Genomic DNA, 16,042 nt, shown 5'->3' on the forward strand with positions numbered 1-16,042 from the left:
CACAAAAATTCCGCCGGGCACCCGTGACAAAATGTTTAGGCACGCACAAATGGGTTCTCGCGCATCTCATCCCCCAGACGCGTATCCGGACCATGCCCGGCTACAACGGTCGCGTCTTCATCCAGGGTGTATAGCCGTTGCTTGATCGATCGCACGATGGTCGCCTGATCGCCGCCCCACAAATCCGTGCGCCCTACTCCGCGACGAAACAGCGTGTCGCCGGCAATCAACAGCTTAGCCTCGGAAAACCAGAAGCTCATGGAACCTGGCGTATGCCCCGGCGTGTGCAGCGCCACGCCACAGCCGCAGGCCAGCTCCTCATCATCGCTCAACCAGCGATCGGGAGACGGTACCGGGGTGTAAGGCACGCCGAACATCTGGCACTGCATCTCGAGGTTGTCCCACAGGAACTGATCCTCTTTGTGCAGATGCAAGGTGGCGCCGGTCTTCTCTTTCATCTGTCCGGAAGCCAGGAAGTGGTCGAGGTGCGCGTGAGTGTGAATGATGCTGACCACTTTCAGACCGAGGGCATCGAGCCGGGCCATGATCAGGTCAGGGTTGCCGCCCGGATCGACGACAATGGCTTTTTTGGTGATCGGATCGCCGATGATCGTGCAGTTGCACTGGAGCGGGCCGACGGGGAAAGTTTCGCGAATGAGCGCGGGATTTGCAGCGGTCATGGGAGATCCTGAACAGACATTGAAGACAGTGCGCAGAGGCTGATTTCCGCCATTTTACGTTGTTGGCTCGCAGGATGCCGACACAGCGCAAAACAGCAGATTCAGTTCAACACCCCCAACTCTTTCGCCCGCGCCACCGCTTGCGTGCGCCGTTCCACACCCAGCTTGCTGTTGATGTGACTGGCGTGGGTTTTCACGGTGTGCAGCGAGATGAACAGCTGATCACTGATTTCCTGATTCGAGCAGCCCTGAGCGATCAACCTCAGGACGGCGAGCTCACGACTGCTGAGCGATTCGGTCGTCGTGGATTCCGCTGCAGGACGAGCCGGCGCCTGGGGGAAATGTTCCAGCAATTGCTGACCGGCAGCTGTCGGTGCAGTCAGTGACAGTTGCCCGCGCAACCAGTCAGCATGCTCTTTGACCAGCACATCGAAAGGTTGCAGGACGCCGCCGGACGCCGCTTCCAGTGCCTGACTCAATGCCTTGCGCGCTTCAGGCTCACGATTGTTTGCCAACAGCAACACCACTTTTTGCGTCAGCGCCATCACGCTGAGCAGTTGCCGTCCGGTTTGCTGGCCGTTCTCCAGCAGCACGTTCAATCGCCCTTCGGCGAGCATCGGTTGCCCCTGTATGACGTCCAGCAACGCCTGTTGCAGCTCGACGTGCAAGGGCAGTTGCGGATGAAATTCCGGCGGTGCCGCCGCGTGTTCACCGGTGTAGGTCTGGCCCAGTCGCGCCAGCCAGGCTTCGGCCAGATCGATACGCCCCTGAGCCAGCCACAGCTCACATTTGACCAGGGTGATCATCGCCAGGTAGTAGATCGGCGGGACATCCCATATGTGCATCAGCCTTTCGGCTTCGGCCAGTTCGGCGAAGGCCTTGGCGAAATCGCCGCTGCTGCCGTCGAGCCGGGCGATCACGCAGTGGCCGATCAGCACGCTGATGTCACGACAGGCCCTTGCTTCAGTCAGGCCCGCCTGCAATCGCGCCCTTGCCGCCTGAGGCTGCAATCGCATGGCCAGCAGAAAACCCTCATACAGCGTCAGTCGCGCACGCACGGCGTACAAACGCTGCGCGGACAATCCGCGCAAGCGCTCCAACCCTTGGCGCACTTCATCGAGCGCGCGCAGGATTTCGCCGCGGGCCTGCAGGACGCGGGCACGATCATAATGCGCCAGCGCCTCGAACAAGGGATTGCCGACCCGCTGCGCCAGCTCAAGCGACTCGCGGTTCAGGCCCCGTGCACGCCACAGATCGCCGTCGGCAATCGCCAGGTTGGACAGGGTCGAGAGGCACATCAGGCGTTGGCCGTAACGCTTGGCCGGCAGGCTTTCCAGTGCTTCGCTGCAATACTCGATGGTCTGCTCGCGATGGCCCCGCCCGCGGGCGATGATGCCCTTGAGCGCCAGCCATTGGGCCAGCATGGATTTCTGGGCGGTGGCCGAAGGTGCCGGCAGAAAACGACTCAGATGACTGGCGAGTTCTTCGGCCGCATCAAGCTGACAGGCCAGCCCCAGCGCCCAGCTGTACAACACGATCAGGCGCGGGGTGCTGATCAGCAGGCTGTCGGGCAGGTCCATTTTCCAGCGCAGCAGCATGCCGACGTTTTGCTCGGCCAGCAGTTGTTCCTCGGACAGGTTTTGTACCAGATTGGCCGCGACGTCCAGATGCCCTGCGCGCAGCGCCTGCTCGACAGCTTCATCCAGAAGGCCCTGGGCATTGAACCAGCGGCAGGCGCGCAGATGCAGCGTCGCGGCCGGCACCAGTGCCCGGGCGATAGGCCGGCTGCGCAACAGGTCGGAAAACAGGTGGTGATAACGATACCAGTGCCCATGCTCGTCCAGCGGCACGAGGAACACCTGATGCGCCAGCAGGAAACGCAGGATTTCCGCACTGTCGTGGGCTTCGCGCACCGCGTCGCACAGCTCGCTGCAAAAGCGTTCCTGCGGCGCGGTGTCATAAAGAAACGCCTGGATCTCGGCGGGCAGGCAATCGATGACTTCTTCCAGCAGATATTCGCGGATCAGCCCTTCCCCGCCGTTCAACGCTTGTGGCAAGGCTGATTCGGTGCCGACTTCAGCGATCGCCAGCAGCCAGAAACGCAGCCCGGCCACCCAGCCTTCGCTGCGCTGGATCAGGTTTTCCAGCGCTTCACCGCGCAGGGAACTGCTGTGACGATCAAGCAGTGCCAAGGCTTCGTCGTGGGTCAGGCGCAGGTCCTGTTCGTGCAGTTCCAGCAACTGGCGCGACAGGCGCAGACGTGCCAGGTGCCAGTCCGGGCGCTGCCGACTGGTGACCATGACCACCAGGCCGTCAGGTAAATGATTGAGGAAAAATTGCAGGCAACGGTCGAGCACCGGCCCTTGAGCGAGGTGGTAGTCATCCAGTACCAACAGCAGCGGAGCCGTCGGTTGCAGATGCAGCGCCAGTTCATCCAGCAGGCCGTCGAGCCATTCTTCGAACGCAAACGGCTGATGACGTTGACGCATTTTCAGCAGTCCCAGTGCCCGGCTGCCCAATTGCGGAAAATAGTCCTGCAGACCTTCGAGCAGTCGCTCGAGAAACCGCCCCGGATCGTTGTCCCGCGGACTCAGACCCAGCCACAGGCTTTGCCAGTGCGCCGGCAGACTCTGACAGAACTCCACCGCCAGCGAGCTCTTGCCGAACCCGGCCGGGGCGCTGACCAGCAACAAACGCCCTCCGAGCCCGGCGCTCAGGCGCTCGCACAAACGGGGTCGCAGCACGTAGCCGTCGGGTAGCGGCGGACGGAAAAAACGTCCGTCCAGTGCCGCGACGGCAACGCTTGCAGGGCCCGGAAGTGGGGACAGATCAGTCATGGCCGGCTCTTGTTTGTAGGGCTGTTGGCGGCGTAGCAGATGCCCGCAGACTAGCCTTAAACGGAGCGGTTATGAAGGTCGTTGCTACAAATGGCTACAAAAAGTCTACGGAAAAAGCGACAGGCAAAAAAACGCCCCGAACCGGTCGGGGCGTTTTAACGAGGATGCGGCCTCGGTTTACAGGAGCTTAGCGAACACCATCCTGACGCAGGGCGGCAGGAGTGAAGTCGCTGGTAGTGGCGGTGAAGCCGAAGTCATACGCCGATTTCTCTTCGTTCTTCATGCCCAGAGCCAGGTAGCGGCCGGACTGCAGGTCGTAGAGGGTTTCCAGGGTGTACCAAGGCACCTGCACGTTGTAGTAGTCCTGGGAGTGAGCTTCCGCCACGCGCCACAGTTGGTTGCGACCGTCGTAGTGATCGATCACGGCCGCTTGCCAGGTGTCTTCGTCAATGAAGAAGTCACGCTTGGCGTAGATGTGACGCTGACCTTCCTTCAGGGTCGCGGTCACGTGCCAGACGCGACGCAGTTCATAGCGCGCCAGATCCTGGTTGATGTGCCCGGCCTTGATGATGTCGGCATACTTGAGCTTTGGATCGTCGAGCTTGTAGCTGTCGGAGGCGATGTACATCTCTTGCTTGCCGACCAGTTTCCAGTCGTAGCGATCCGGTGCGCCGTTGAACATGTCCAGGTTGTCGGAAGTACGCAGACCATCCGCCGCGGTACCCGGGCCGTCATAGGACACTTGCGGTGCGCGGCGCACACGACGCTGACCGGCGTTGTAGACCCACGCCGAACGCGGTTCCTTCACCTGATCGAGGGTTTCGTGCACCAGCAGTACACCACCGGCCAGACGTGCCGGCGCGGTCACTTTCTGCTTGAAGTAGAACAGGATGTTGCCCGGGTTCGCCGGATCGTAATCTTTCATCTTGTCGCGGAACACGAACTGGTCCTGGAAATACACCAGGCTGAACGAGCCGTTCGGTTGCGGCGTGGCCTGGGTCACCAGACGGGTCACGCTACCGCCACGATAGCGGGTGATGTGGTTCCAGATCACTTCCACACCGGTTTTCGGAATCGGGAACGGCACGGCGGTATCGAAGTTTTCCAGGCCGTTGCCGCCCGACACCAGCGTCGTGGTGGTGGCGTTCTTCTTGATGGCGGCGAATACCGCATCCGGCACGGTGGCACCGCGATGGGATGGGTAGACCGGCATCTTGAAGGTATCAGGGTAACGCTGGAACATCGCGTACTGACCCGGCGCGAGCTTGGCCTTGTACTGATCGACGTTCTGTTTGGTAATGGTGAACAGCGGTTTTTCACTGGCGTACGGGTCGGACAGGAAGCCTTTGCTGTCGACAGTGCCGGCGTTCTTCGGCATCGGTTTCCAGGCCGGGATCGAGCCGTCGGCGTTACCGGCCATTTCGGCGCCCATCGGGGTCAGGCTCTTGCCCAGTTTGTCCGCTTCGGCGGCAGGCACTGCCGCCATGACGCCGGTCGCCAGCAGCGACAGGCCCAGAACACCGGCGTGGAACAGACTCTTTGTTATTTTCATAAATTCGTTCGTCCTGAATGCAGTGCTTAGAAGTTCACGCCGAGGCTGAGCGCCACGAAGTCGCGGTCATCCACGGTGGTGTACTTGCCGTCGAAGAAGTTGGTGTAAGCCAGGCTCGCGGTATAGGTGTTCTGGTACTCGGCATCGACGCCCAGGCTCACCGCCTTGCGACCTTCTTCAAAGTTGCCGCCAGGGCCTGGCGAGTAGCCGCTGACGTCATGGGACCAGGCCACGTTCGGTTTGAGGTTCACGCCGGCGAACACGTCGTTGTATTCCCAGATGGCGCGACCGCGATAACCCCAGGAAACCGACGTGGTGAAACCGTCATTGTTGCAATTGCGGCTACGGTTGTTCTGTGGGGAACCTGGCCCGGCGCCATTGATGGTGCCGTTGTTGAGGATGTTGACGCAGGTGTTGGTGCCGCCGGTGGCTGGCAATTCGCCCGGGCCGAAGACCGGGTCGCGGCCATAGCGCTTGTCGGATCGGCTCTCCAGACCGCCCACGTAAGTCGCGCCCACTTCACCCACCAGCGTCAGACGGCTCGCGCCCATGACCTGATCGAAGAAGTGCGTGAAGGTGGTCTGCAGTTGAGTGATTTCCTTGCGCTCGTAACCGTGCAAATCCTGACCCGGCACGCCGTCGAGCAGCGATGCGTTCGCAAACGTGCCGCCCAAGGGACGCACACCGGCGAACAGGATGTCGGTAGAGTTCAGTTGTACCGGCGCATTCGGACGGTAGCTGATTTCACCGCTCCAGGCGGTGCCGGTAGGCAGGGTGGTGGAGAAGCTCAGACCGTACAGACGGATGTCTTCTGGATACTCGACGAAGTAGTTCGAGTTGCCTGCAACCACCAGCGGCCCCAGGGCCCGGAATGCTGCCGGCAATGCCGCCACGCCGTTGTAGACCGATTGCGGTGCACCCGTGGCGCTGAAGATCGGCGCACGGCTGTGATAGTTCATGAAGTAGGCACCGAACTCGGTGTCCAGTGGCTCGAACATGTATTTGAGGGACGCGCCCCACTGACCGCTGTCTCGGGCATCCCGATCAGGACCGCGACGTACCAGCACGCCCTCCTCGTTGACGTCGACGCCGTTGGCAGCCAATGGCCCCAGGGCAATGGCCGGGATCTGCGAACGCTTGTTCAGCACGCGCAGGTTGTCGGTGCAGCCGTCGGCAATGATGTCCGGCTGGGAGAAGAAGGTGCCGCAGTTGTCGACGACAGTCTGGTCCCACTCGAGCTGATAGAAGGCTTCGGCGGACAGGTTTTCGGTCAGGCTCTGGGACACGTAGAACATGTTGACCGGGATCAGGCCTTCCTTGATCTCGGCGCCCGGACGGCGGAACGCGGACACGTCGATCGGGTTGATCGAGTTGATGCCGCCGCCGATGAAGGTACTTTCACCCCAGCTCACCACCTGTTTGCCCAGGCGCACGGAGCCCGGCTGATCGGCGATCGAATAGTTGTGGTAGACGAAGGCATCGAGGATCTGACCGCCGGCGGACTTGGCGCCTTCCTTGCGATTGCTGTCGCTGATGTCCTTGAACTCGCGGCTCTCGTCCTTCAGTTCGAAGTCGTACCAGTACTTGCCACGGACAAACACGCCGGTGTCGCCGTATTTCAGTTCGAGGTCATGGATGCCCTTGAAGATCTTCGAGAACGTTTCGCCGCTCTTGAAGTTGGCATGGCCGTCGTCGGAAGTCTGGGACAGACCGTGACCGCCGTTGTTGACGCCGATGAGGTTCTTGTTCGGGCTCTGGGTGGACCAGCTGGCACCGATCGACAGGGAGGAGTCGAACTGGCCTTCGATTTCACCGACGTTGAAGCTGACGCCGAATGCGGGCCCGGCGAGCGAAGAAGCAAGACTGACGGCCAGAGGCAGCTTTGCCCGGCGCCAGAACTGGTTTACTGAGGTCATCGACGCTACTCCATGTGCATTATTGTTATGGCAGTGAGTACTTTTAAAAACGCCTGAAGGACCGGGCGCCAGAGGCTTCCCGAGATCGCTTCAATGTTGCATCGCCCCGTTTGTGCGTGTGCCCCGTTCTTAAAAATCCTTGAGCGGACTATAGCCAGCAGGTGGTACTGCTTGATCCCTCTAAAGTGTGATTTGCAGCTGCCGGCCACTCTGGAACAGTCCTTTCGCCAGTCCGACACATGTCGGCACGGCAAGGATGGCTGAAAATTCGAATTTCACAAGCCAAGCGCTTGCTTGGTGGGTCTGGCGCGCCGTTTTCGGCGCGCCAGAGGAGGCTCAGAGCGTCGAGAGGAAGGTGCTGTTGTTGGCCTGCCATTCGGTGATGTCGAGGCGGATGCGCTTCTTGTCGAGCTTGCCGACACTGGTCTTGGGAATTTCAGTAACAAGCGCGATCTGGCTCGGAATCGCCCACTTGCTCAAGTGCCCCAGTTCAACGAATGGCTTGAGGTGTTCCTTGAGCTCGCGCGCCCCGATGGCGTGCCCTTCGCGGACCACCAGCAAGGCAAACGGACGCTCGCCCCACTGCGGATCGGCGATGCCCACCACTGCTACTTCACGTACCGCGACGTGACGGCTGATCAGGTCTTCGAGGTCCAGCGAGGAGATCCACTCGCCGCCGGTCTTGATCACGTCCTTGATCCGGTCGCGAATGTCGATCACGCCCATGCTGTCGAGCGTGGCGACGTCGCCGGTGTGCAGCCAGCCGCCGGCCCACAGCTCGGCGCCCTTCTGCGGTTCGTTGAAATAACCCTCGGTCAGCCACGGTGCACGCAACACCAGTTCGCCCTGGGTCTCGCCGTCCGCCGGGAGGAAATTGCCCTCGGTGTCGACAATCGCCGCTTCGACCAATGGCCCCGGCACGCCGGCCTTGATGCGGTAGGTGGTGCGCTCGTCTTCGGTGCCTGCCATCAATTCATCGTTGAGGTGCGCGCACGAGACCAGCGGCCCGGTTTCCGACATGCCATAGGCGGCCGTCAGTTGAATGCCCTTGCTCTTGGCCGTTTCGTACAGCGTACGATTGAGCGCACTGCCGCCGATGACGATTTTCCAGCCGCCAAAATCGGTGCCTTGCGCGCCCTTGGCGTTGAGCACCATCTGCAGGATGGTCGGCACACAATGGGAGAATGTGACCTTTTCCTTGCGCCACAACTCGACCAGAAACTCCGGGTCGTAACGCCCCGGATAAACCTGCTTGAGCCCGAGCATTGTCGCCACATACGGCAGACCCCACGCATGCACGTGGAACATCGGGGTGATCGGCATGTACACGTCGTTGGTGCCCAGCAGCCGCACGCTGTCGATGGCGCCCATGATGGTCGACACGCCCATGGTGTGCAGCACCAGTTGCCGATGGGTGAAGTACACGCCCTTCGGATTGCCGGTGGTGCCCGTGGTGTAAAACGTAGTGGCGACCGAGTTTTCGTCGAAATCCTGGAAGTCGTACTGCGGACTCGCGGCCGCCAGCAGTTGCTCGTACTCCCCCACCAGATTCGGCAAATCCGCGGTTTTTTCCGGCAGATCAGTCAGCAGCAGGGTTTTCTCCACCGTGGTCAGGTGTGGCGCGATGGCCTGGTACAGCCCGACAAACTCGCTGTTGACCAGCACGAAGCGGTCCTCGGCGTGGTTCATGGTGTAGAGGATCTGTTCCGGCGACAGGCGCACGTTGATGGTGTGGATCACCGCGCCGATCATCGGGATCGCAAACATGCACTCGAGGTAGCGATGGCTGTCCCAGTCCATCACCGCCACGGTGTCACCGGCCTTCACGCCGGCAGCCGTCAGTACGTTGGCCAGCCGCGCAACCCGCTCGATCAGGGTCGGGTAGCTGTAGCGCAGCTGGTCACGGTAGATGATCTCGCGGGTTTTCTCGTAACGGGCGCCCGACATCAGCAGCCGTTTGATCAGCAGTGGATACTGGTACGCCCCTTCGGCGGGCGGAATAACGCGAGTCTGCAACATAAGAATCCCTTTTCTGACTGCACGGTGTTGGCTTTGGAGTTTCGTACTCTAGAACCGTTATACGTCAGCCAAATCAGCCAAAGGAATGATTTGCAGAGCCGTACAAATGCTAGCTTTGCGCCAGCATTTGCCGAAACAGATGACAGCCCAGAAGGATCAATGCATCTCGGTGAACGCGAGTTTCACGCCGATGGCGATCAGCACCGCGCCCATGGTGCGGTCGAACCAGTGGCCCATGCGGGCGAAACCGGCGCGCACGCGCTGCTGGCTGAACAGCATGGCCACCAGGCAGAACCAGGTGGCGGTCGCGACGGCGAGATAAATGCCGTAACCGGCCTGGACTGTCAGCGGGGTGTGCGGGTTGATCACCACGGTGAACAGCGACAGGAAGAACAGCGTGGCTTTCGGGTTCAGACCGTTGGTCACGAAGCCTGAGGTGAAGGCGCCCCGAGCGGTGCGCTCGCCAGCTTCTTTGTGCAGGTCGTCGGTCACGGTTTTCGCCGGTTGCGCACGCAAAGCCTTGAAGCCGATGTAAAGCAGGTACGCGGCGGCCGCCCATTTCAAGGCGTTAAACAATACGATCGATTGGGAAACGATCAGCCCGATTCCCAGCAGCGAATAACCCACGTGCAGGAAAATCGCCGTGCCCACGCCCAACGCGGTCCAGGTCCCCGCGCGTCGCCCGTGGGTCACGCTTTCGCGCACCACCACGGCGAAATCAGGACCGGGGCTGGCGACGGCCAACAGGTGGATCAGGGCAACGGTCAAGAATTCGGTCCAGTACATGGGGGCTCCTTTCGGCCAAGCGTAACGAGTTGTTTCATCTGGTAGGCTCGGCAGATTACGCCTTCCCTTCAAAGCACAACAGGTACAGTTGATGACGAACGCCCACCGCGCCGTATTCCTCGATCACCCGTCGCTGGATCTTGGCGATCTCGATCTGAGCCCTTTGCGTGACTGCTTCAGCGACCTGCAACTGTTCGCCCAGACGCTGCCTGCGCAAGTGAGCGAACGCCTGCAAGGTGCGACCGTGGCAATCAGCAACAAGATCCTCATCGACGCCGCCGCCATGGCCGCCAACCCACAGTTGAAGCTGATCCTGATCACCGCCACCGGCACCAACAACGTCGATCTGGCCGCCGCCCGCGCCCACGGCATCACGGTGTGCAACTGCCAGGGTTACGGCACGCCGTCGGTGGCGCAACACACGATCATGCTGTTGCTCAACCTCGCCACACGCCTGGCCGATTATCAAAAAGCCGTCGGCGAAGGCCGCTGGCAGCAGGCGAAACAGTTCTGCCTGCTGGATTACCCGATCGTCGAGCTGGAAGGCAAAACCCTCGGCCTGCTTGGACACGGCGAACTCGGCGGCGCGGTCGCGCGTCTGGCCGAAGCCTTCGGCATGCGCGTGTTGCTGGGGCAGATTCCGGGGCGCCCGGCCCGTCCGGATCGTCTGCCGCTGGAAGAACTGTTGCCACAGATCGACGCCCTCACCCTGCACTGCCCGCTCAACGAACACACCCGGCACTTCATCGGCGCCCGCGAACTCGCCTCGATGAAACCTGGCGCTTTCGTGGTCAACACCGCCCGGGGCGGGCTGATTGACGAACAGGCCCTGGCCGACGCCTTGCGCAGCGGTCATCTGGGCGGCGCGGCCACCGATGTGCTGAGCGTCGAACCACCGACCAACGGCAATCCGCTGCTGGCTGCCGACATCCCGCGCCTGATCGTCACCCCGCACAACGCCTGGGGCAGCCGCGAAGCGCGGCAGCGGATCGTCGGCCAACTGGTGGAAAACACCCGGGCGTTCTACAGCGGTAAGGCGCTGCGGGTCGTCAGTTGATAAACTGCGGCACTTTTTTTCACAGGAGCAGTTATGGATCCGCGCAGTGAAGTACTGCTTCGTCAGGCCGAGTTATTCCAGGGTTCGGTGTTGCTGGCCGGTTTGCCTGCCGATGATCTGCTGGGGCGCCTGCCCGATGCGTTTGGCTGGTGCTGGCACGCCGGCGATCAGGCCGCACTCGAAGCCCGCTTCGCAGGCCGCAGCCATTTTGGCGTGAACGTCCCGGAACGCGAATTCACCAACGCCGTGGTGTTCCTGCCCAAGGCCAAGGACCTGACCGATTACATCCTCAACGCCGTGGCTTCGCGCCTGGCCGGGCGTGAGGTGTATCTGGTCGGGGAAAAACGCAGCGGTATCGAAGGCGCTTCCAAACAGCTCAACCCGTTCGGCAAGCCGCGCAAGCTCGACAGCGCGCGCCATTGCCAGCTGTGGCAAGTGACCGTGGCTAACGCTCCCGAAGCCAAACCGCTGGAAAGCCTGGCGCAAACCTACGAACTGCCGCTGGCCGAAGGCCCGTTGAAAGTCATCAGTCTGCCGGGCGTGTTCAGCCATGGCCGACTGGATCGCGGCAGCGCCCTGCTGCTGGAGCACCTGGACAAACTGCCAAGCGGTCATCTGCTGGACTTCGGTTGCGGCGCCGGCGTACTCGGTGCGGCGGTCAAGCGTCGTTACCCGCACAATCAGGTCACGTTGCTCGACGTTGATGCCTTCGCCGCCGCCAGCAGCCGGCTGACCCTGACGGCCAACGGTCTGGAAGCCGAGGTACTGACCGGTGACGGCATCGACGCCGCGCCGATGGGTTTGAACGCGATTCTGAGCAACCCGCCGTTCCACGTCGGCGTGCACACCGATTATTTCGCCACCGAAAACTTGCTGCGAAAAGCGGCCAAGCATCTGAAAAACGGCGGCGAACTTCGCCTGGTTGCCAACAGTTTCCTGAAGTATCAACCGTTGATCGAAGAGCATCTCGGGGTCTGCGCGATCAAGGCCGAAGGCAATGGTTTCCGGATTTACCGGGCCAAGCGCGGCTGAAAATTAGCACTTGCCGAATGGATTCCGCCTAGGCAGAATCCGCTCCGTCCTAGGGGAGTAGTCTCCCACGAGCGCCAAGCTCGTCCGGCATACGTCAACATACTTGATCCTCAGATCATGGCGTATGCGACCCAAGCGTCCGCAGCAGACGGATCGCAGGGTTTGACAAGACCTATGACACGCACACCTTACCCGGGGCGGGAAGGCTGTACGTGTCATAGCCGTGTCGACCCGCCCCTTAGGAAATCCTGATGCTGGACTCGTTACTCGTTCCCACCGCAATCGTTGCCTTGGCCGAAATCGGCGACAAGACGCAACTGCTCGCGCTGATTCTCGCCGCTCGCTTCCGCAAACCCTGGCCGATCATTGCCGGTATCGTCGCTGCGACCCTGGCCAACCACGCGGCAGCCGGTGCGGTCGGCGCCTGGTTCGGCAGCTTCTTCTCCGATTCCGTCCTGCACTGGATTCTCGCCGCGAGCTTCGCCGCTACCGCCCTGTGGACGCTGGTACCGGACAAGATGGACGACGATGAAGCCAGCACCGCCCGCAAGTTCGGGCCATTCCTGACCACGCTGATTGCGTTCTTCCTCGCGGAAATCGGCGACAAGACTCAGATCGCCACCGTGATGCTGGCCGCGCAATACCCGGAGCTGTGGCTGGTGATTATCGGTACGACGGCGGGGATGCTGATTGCCAACGTGCCGGTGGTACTGGCGGGTAATTTTGCGGCGGAGAAACTGCCGTTGACCCTGATCCGTCGATTGGCCGCCTCGGCGTTCCTGATCCTGGCGATCGTCGCGGTGTACAAGGCGATGCAGAGCAGCGGCTGGGTTTGATCCGGCAGATCGCTCCCGCACCGAGTGCGGGAGCGATCATGGTTTCAGGACTTGGGCGCTTTCTCGTAAAGCGGCATGACCTTCGGAATCGCCGCCTGCAACGCAGCCGTGCGGCTGCTGGAAGACGGGTGAGTGCTCATGAACTCCGGCGGTGCGCCTTCAGAGGCCTTGCTCATCTTGTCCCACAAAGTGATGGCGGCGTTCGGGTTGTACCCGGCACGCGCGGCGAGTTCCAGACCGATCAGGTCGGCCTCGTTTTCGTTGGCGCGGCTGTTGGGCAGCGTCATGCCGTAGTTGGCCACAGTGTCGGCCAGCGCCAGGCTGTCCTGACCCAGGCCGAGCAACGCACCGGCACCCTGCTTGGCCATTTCGATGCCATAGGCCTTGGACATGGCTTCACGACCATGCTCGCGCAGGGCGTGGGCGATTTCATGGCCCATGACCGCGGCGATTTCATCGTCGGTGAGCTTCAGACTGTCGATCAGCCCGGTGTAGAAAATGATCTTGCCGCCAGGACCGCAGTTGGCGTTGAGCTCGTCACTCTTGATCAGGTTCACTTCCCATTTCCACTGCGCCGAATCCGGACGGAAATTCGGTGCTTGGGCGATCAGCCGGTTGGCGATGGCCTGAATGCGTTTGGCATCGTTGCTGGTCTTGTCCAGCACGCCTTTGCTGGACGCCTCGCCCACGGTCTTCTGGTAGGACTGGGCATACATCTGGTCGACCTCTTGCGAGGACAGCATGCTGAACATGTACTGCTTGCGCTCCACGCCCACGGCACCGCCGCTGGTGGTGTTGACCGACTGACAACCGGCCAGCAACAGCGCTGCACTCAGTGCACTTACAACCAATGTCTTGTTCATTCAAAAGCTCCCTGAAAACCTGCCGCGTATCCTAGGCGGGTAATTGTATCGACGCCAGATACAACGGACGTGTTGCATCTACTTTCAGAAAACTCCCGCCAGACCTGTAGGAAAAAATTCACATCCGCCACCAGGCCCGCTGCAACTGCGTCGCGCACTGATCCATTTGCGACATTGCGCTGCAATTACTCCCCCTTTACCTCATGGCGCAATAGTGGCTGCCGATACAGCAGCGCAGACGTCCTCTCGCGTGCGGAGCTCCCATGAAGTTCAAGTCGATCCAGTTTTCCGTAGCCGCCCTGGCCGGCGCCATCGTACTCAGCGTAGTCGCCGCGCTGGTGCTGTACGCGCTGTTCTCCGGTGCCCGCACCCAGGAAATGGTCCAGCAACGGACCCAGGCCCAGTTCGAGCAAGTCATCGAACAGCGCCTGACCTCGCTGGCACAAACCCAGGTCAGCCAGATCCAGCGCGAACTGGAAGCGCCGCTTCTGATTGCCGGTGGGCTGGTGCGCGTCAACGCCCTGCTCGGCACGCCGGGCGCCGATGGCCAGCCGCGACTGACCGTCAGCCGTGAGCAACTGATCAGCCTGATCAAGGAAAACGTCGAGAAGAACCCGAAGATTCTCGGCACCTATATCGGTTGGGAAAAGAACGCACTCGACCACAACGATTCGGCCTACGTCGGCACCAGCGTGGTCGGTATCGACGCCGCCAACGGGCGTTTCCTGCCGTGGTGGTTCCGCAACGACGATGGCACCCTCGGTCTGGACAAACTGGTGGACGTCGACGACCAGAAAGTCCTGTCCACCGGCGTGCGCGCCAGCGAGTACTACCTGTGCTCGAAGGAAACCAAAAAATCCTGCGTGATCGATCCGGCCCCGTACAAGGTTGGCGACAAGATCGTCATGCTCGCCTCCTTTATTGAACCGATCATGCTCAACGGCGCGTTCCAGGGCATCGTCGGCGCCGACCTGTCGGTGAACTTCATCCAGGAAATGCTCCTGGGCGCCAACCAGAAACTGTACAGCGGCGCCGGGCAAATGGCCCTGATCGGCGGCAACGGTCGGATCGTCGCCTACACCAAGGATCCGAGCAAATTCGGCGAGAAGGTCAGCGACATCCTCGACGCCCAGCAGATTGCCAACATGGCCAATCTCAAGCGCGGCGAAGTGACGTACACCGTCAATAAAGAGCAAGGCCGGATCGAGTTGTACCTGCCGTTCGGCATCGGCCAGACCGACGCGCGCTGGACGCTGATGCTGCAACTGCCGCTCGACGCGGTAATGGCCGACCTGCAAAAGCTGCAAGGCGACCTCGACGCCCAGCGCAAATCCGACACCTTCGGCATGGCCATGGTCGGTCTGATCATTGCCGGTCTCGGCTTGCTGGTGATCTGGTTGGTGGGCCACGGCATCGCCCGTCCGCTGAAGCAAATGGTGACCATGCTCGATGACATCGCCCAGGGCGAAGGTGATCTGACCCGTCGTTTGACCAGTGATCGCAATGACGAACTCGGTTCAATCGCCAAAGGCTTCAATACCTTCCTCGCCAAATTGCAGGGGATGATCACGCAGGTAGTGTCGTCGGTACAGAGCGTCAGCGATTCCTCGGAGCACACGGCCGACATCGCGATCCGGACCAATATCGGCATACAGAAACAGATGGCCGAGATCGATCAGGTCGCCACCGCCGTGCAGGAAATGACCGCCACCGCGCAGGACGTGGCGCGCAACGCGACCCAAGCGGCACAAGCCGCCAGCCACGCCGATCAGGCCGCCAGTCAGGGCATGCAGATCGTGCGCGACACGTCGAATTCGATCGGCGTGCTGGCCGTAGAAATCGGCAAGGCCGTGGACGTGGTGCAGACCTTGGCCAAGGACAGCGAAAACATCAACGCGATCCTGATCGCCATTCGCGGAATCGCCGAGCAGACCAACCTGCTGGCCCTCAACGCGGCGATCGAAGCGGCCCGCGCCGGTGAACAAGGACGCGGTTTTGCGGTGGTGGCCGATGAAGTGCGCAACCTGGCGCAGAAAACCCAGAAGGCCACCGAAGAAATCCAGAGCATGATCCAGCAACTGCAACAGGGCACCCGCGATGTGGTGCGGGTCATGGAAGACAGCCAGAACCGCACCGACGAAAGCGTGCAGCACGCGGCCAAGGCAGCCGAAGCGCTGGAGACTATTACTCAGGCGGTATCGGTGATCAACGACATGAACACCCAGATCGCCAGCGCCGCCGAAGAACAGAGCGCGGTGGCCGACGATATCAACCGCAACGTGATCAATATCGGTCAGGTGGCGAATGAGGTGGCGGGTGGTGCGGATGAGTCGAGTTCGGCGAGTGCCGATCTGACCAAACTGGCGGAGCAGCAGCGGCGGTTGATCAACCAGTTCAAGGTTTAAGAGCCACCCCCTCACCCCAGCCCTCTCCCGGAGGGAGAGGGAGCCGACCGAGCTGTCTT

At 61.3% G+C, this 16,042-nt stretch carries 11 protein-coding genes, 1 pseudogene and 1 riboswitch; of the genes and pseudogenes, 5 read left to right on the forward strand and 7 right to left on the reverse strand.

All coding sequences use genetic code 11. The features are described 5' to 3' along the window. Positions 1-35 precede the first annotated feature (35 nt). From EIY71_RS03705 to EIY71_RS03730, 6 genes are all read right to left on the reverse strand, one after another. Entirely contained in the window at positions 36-680 is a 645-nt protein-coding gene (locus tag EIY71_RS03705) for an MBL fold metallo-hydrolase (protein ID WP_085745362.1), read from the reverse strand. A gap of 101 nt (positions 681-781) precedes the next feature. Beyond that, entirely contained in the window at positions 782-3,517 is a 2,736-nt protein-coding gene (locus EIY71_RS03710) for a LuxR C-terminal-related transcriptional regulator (protein ID WP_134020514.1), read from the reverse strand. A gap of 187 nt (positions 3,518-3,704) precedes the next feature. Further along, on the reverse strand, positions 3,705-5,069 hold the full coding sequence (locus tag EIY71_RS03715; RefSeq protein ID WP_134020517.1) for a DUF1329 domain-containing protein: 1,365 nt from the start codon (positions 5,067-5,069) through the stop codon (positions 3,705-3,707). Between the two features lie 26 nt (positions 5,070-5,095). Beyond that, on the reverse strand, positions 5,096-6,985 hold the full coding sequence (locus EIY71_RS03720; protein WP_085745365.1) for a DUF1302 domain-containing protein: 1,890 nt from the start codon (positions 6,983-6,985) through the stop codon (positions 5,096-5,098). Between the two features lie 336 nt (positions 6,986-7,321). Continuing rightward, positions 7,322-9,004, reverse strand: coding sequence for a fatty acid--CoA ligase (locus tag EIY71_RS03725; protein ID WP_085606947.1), 1,683 nt, complete (start codon positions 9,002-9,004; stop codon positions 7,322-7,324). Positions 9,005-9,160: 156 nt separating this feature from the next. Next, on the reverse strand, positions 9,161-9,790 hold the full coding sequence (locus tag EIY71_RS03730; protein WP_007956831.1) for a LysE family translocator: 630 nt from the start codon (positions 9,788-9,790) through the stop codon (positions 9,161-9,163). A gap of 91 nt (positions 9,791-9,881) precedes the next feature. Between EIY71_RS03730 and EIY71_RS03735 the strand changes: the two genes are divergently transcribed. The 3 genes from EIY71_RS03735 to EIY71_RS03745 all read left to right on the forward strand — a co-directional run bounded on the left by EIY71_RS03735 (position 9,882) and on the right by EIY71_RS03745 (position 12,715). Then, a complete protein-coding gene (locus EIY71_RS03735; protein WP_085745366.1) occupies positions 9,882-10,847 on the forward strand; it encodes a 2-hydroxyacid dehydrogenase in 966 nt (321 codons plus the stop codon). 33 nt (positions 10,848-10,880) lie between these two features. Then, the gene (locus EIY71_RS03740) at positions 10,881-11,879 is read left to right on the forward strand and encodes a class I SAM-dependent methyltransferase (protein WP_134020519.1); all 999 of its coding nucleotides are present in this window, start codon (positions 10,881-10,883) and stop codon (positions 11,877-11,879) included. 40 nt (positions 11,880-11,919) lie between these two features. After that, positions 11,920-12,042, forward strand: a riboswitch (yybP-ykoY riboswitch). An 88-nt stretch (positions 12,043-12,130) separates the two neighbouring features. Continuing rightward, a complete protein-coding gene (locus EIY71_RS03745; RefSeq protein ID WP_007956837.1) occupies positions 12,131-12,715 on the forward strand; it encodes a TMEM165/GDT1 family protein in 585 nt (194 codons plus the stop codon). 44 nt (positions 12,716-12,759) lie between these two features. On the opposite strand, the gene EIY71_RS03750 is transcribed toward EIY71_RS03745, so the two are convergent. Then, positions 12,760-13,578, reverse strand: coding sequence for a M48 family metallopeptidase (locus EIY71_RS03750; RefSeq protein WP_134020522.1), 819 nt, complete (start codon positions 13,576-13,578; stop codon positions 12,760-12,762). A 1,352-nt stretch (positions 13,579-14,930) separates the two neighbouring features. Between EIY71_RS03750 and EIY71_RS28900 the strand changes: the two are divergent. Together EIY71_RS28900 and EIY71_RS28905 are read left to right on the forward strand one after the other, a co-directional pair. After that, a pseudogene (locus EIY71_RS28900) lies at positions 14,931-15,125 on the forward strand (HAMP domain-containing protein); the annotation flags it as partial. 114 nt (positions 15,126-15,239) lie between these two features. Continuing rightward, positions 15,240-15,983, forward strand: a complete 744-nt coding sequence (locus EIY71_RS28905; RefSeq protein ID WP_371857322.1) for a methyl-accepting chemotaxis protein — start codon at positions 15,240-15,242, stop codon at positions 15,981-15,983. The last annotated feature ends 59 nt before the right edge of the window (positions 15,984-16,042 follow it).

The sequence above is a fragment of the Pseudomonas sp. CH235 genome (assembly GCF_004368175.1).
In the GTDB taxonomy this organism is placed as follows: domain Bacteria; phylum Pseudomonadota; class Gammaproteobacteria; order Pseudomonadales; family Pseudomonadaceae; genus Aquipseudomonas; species Aquipseudomonas paraglycinae.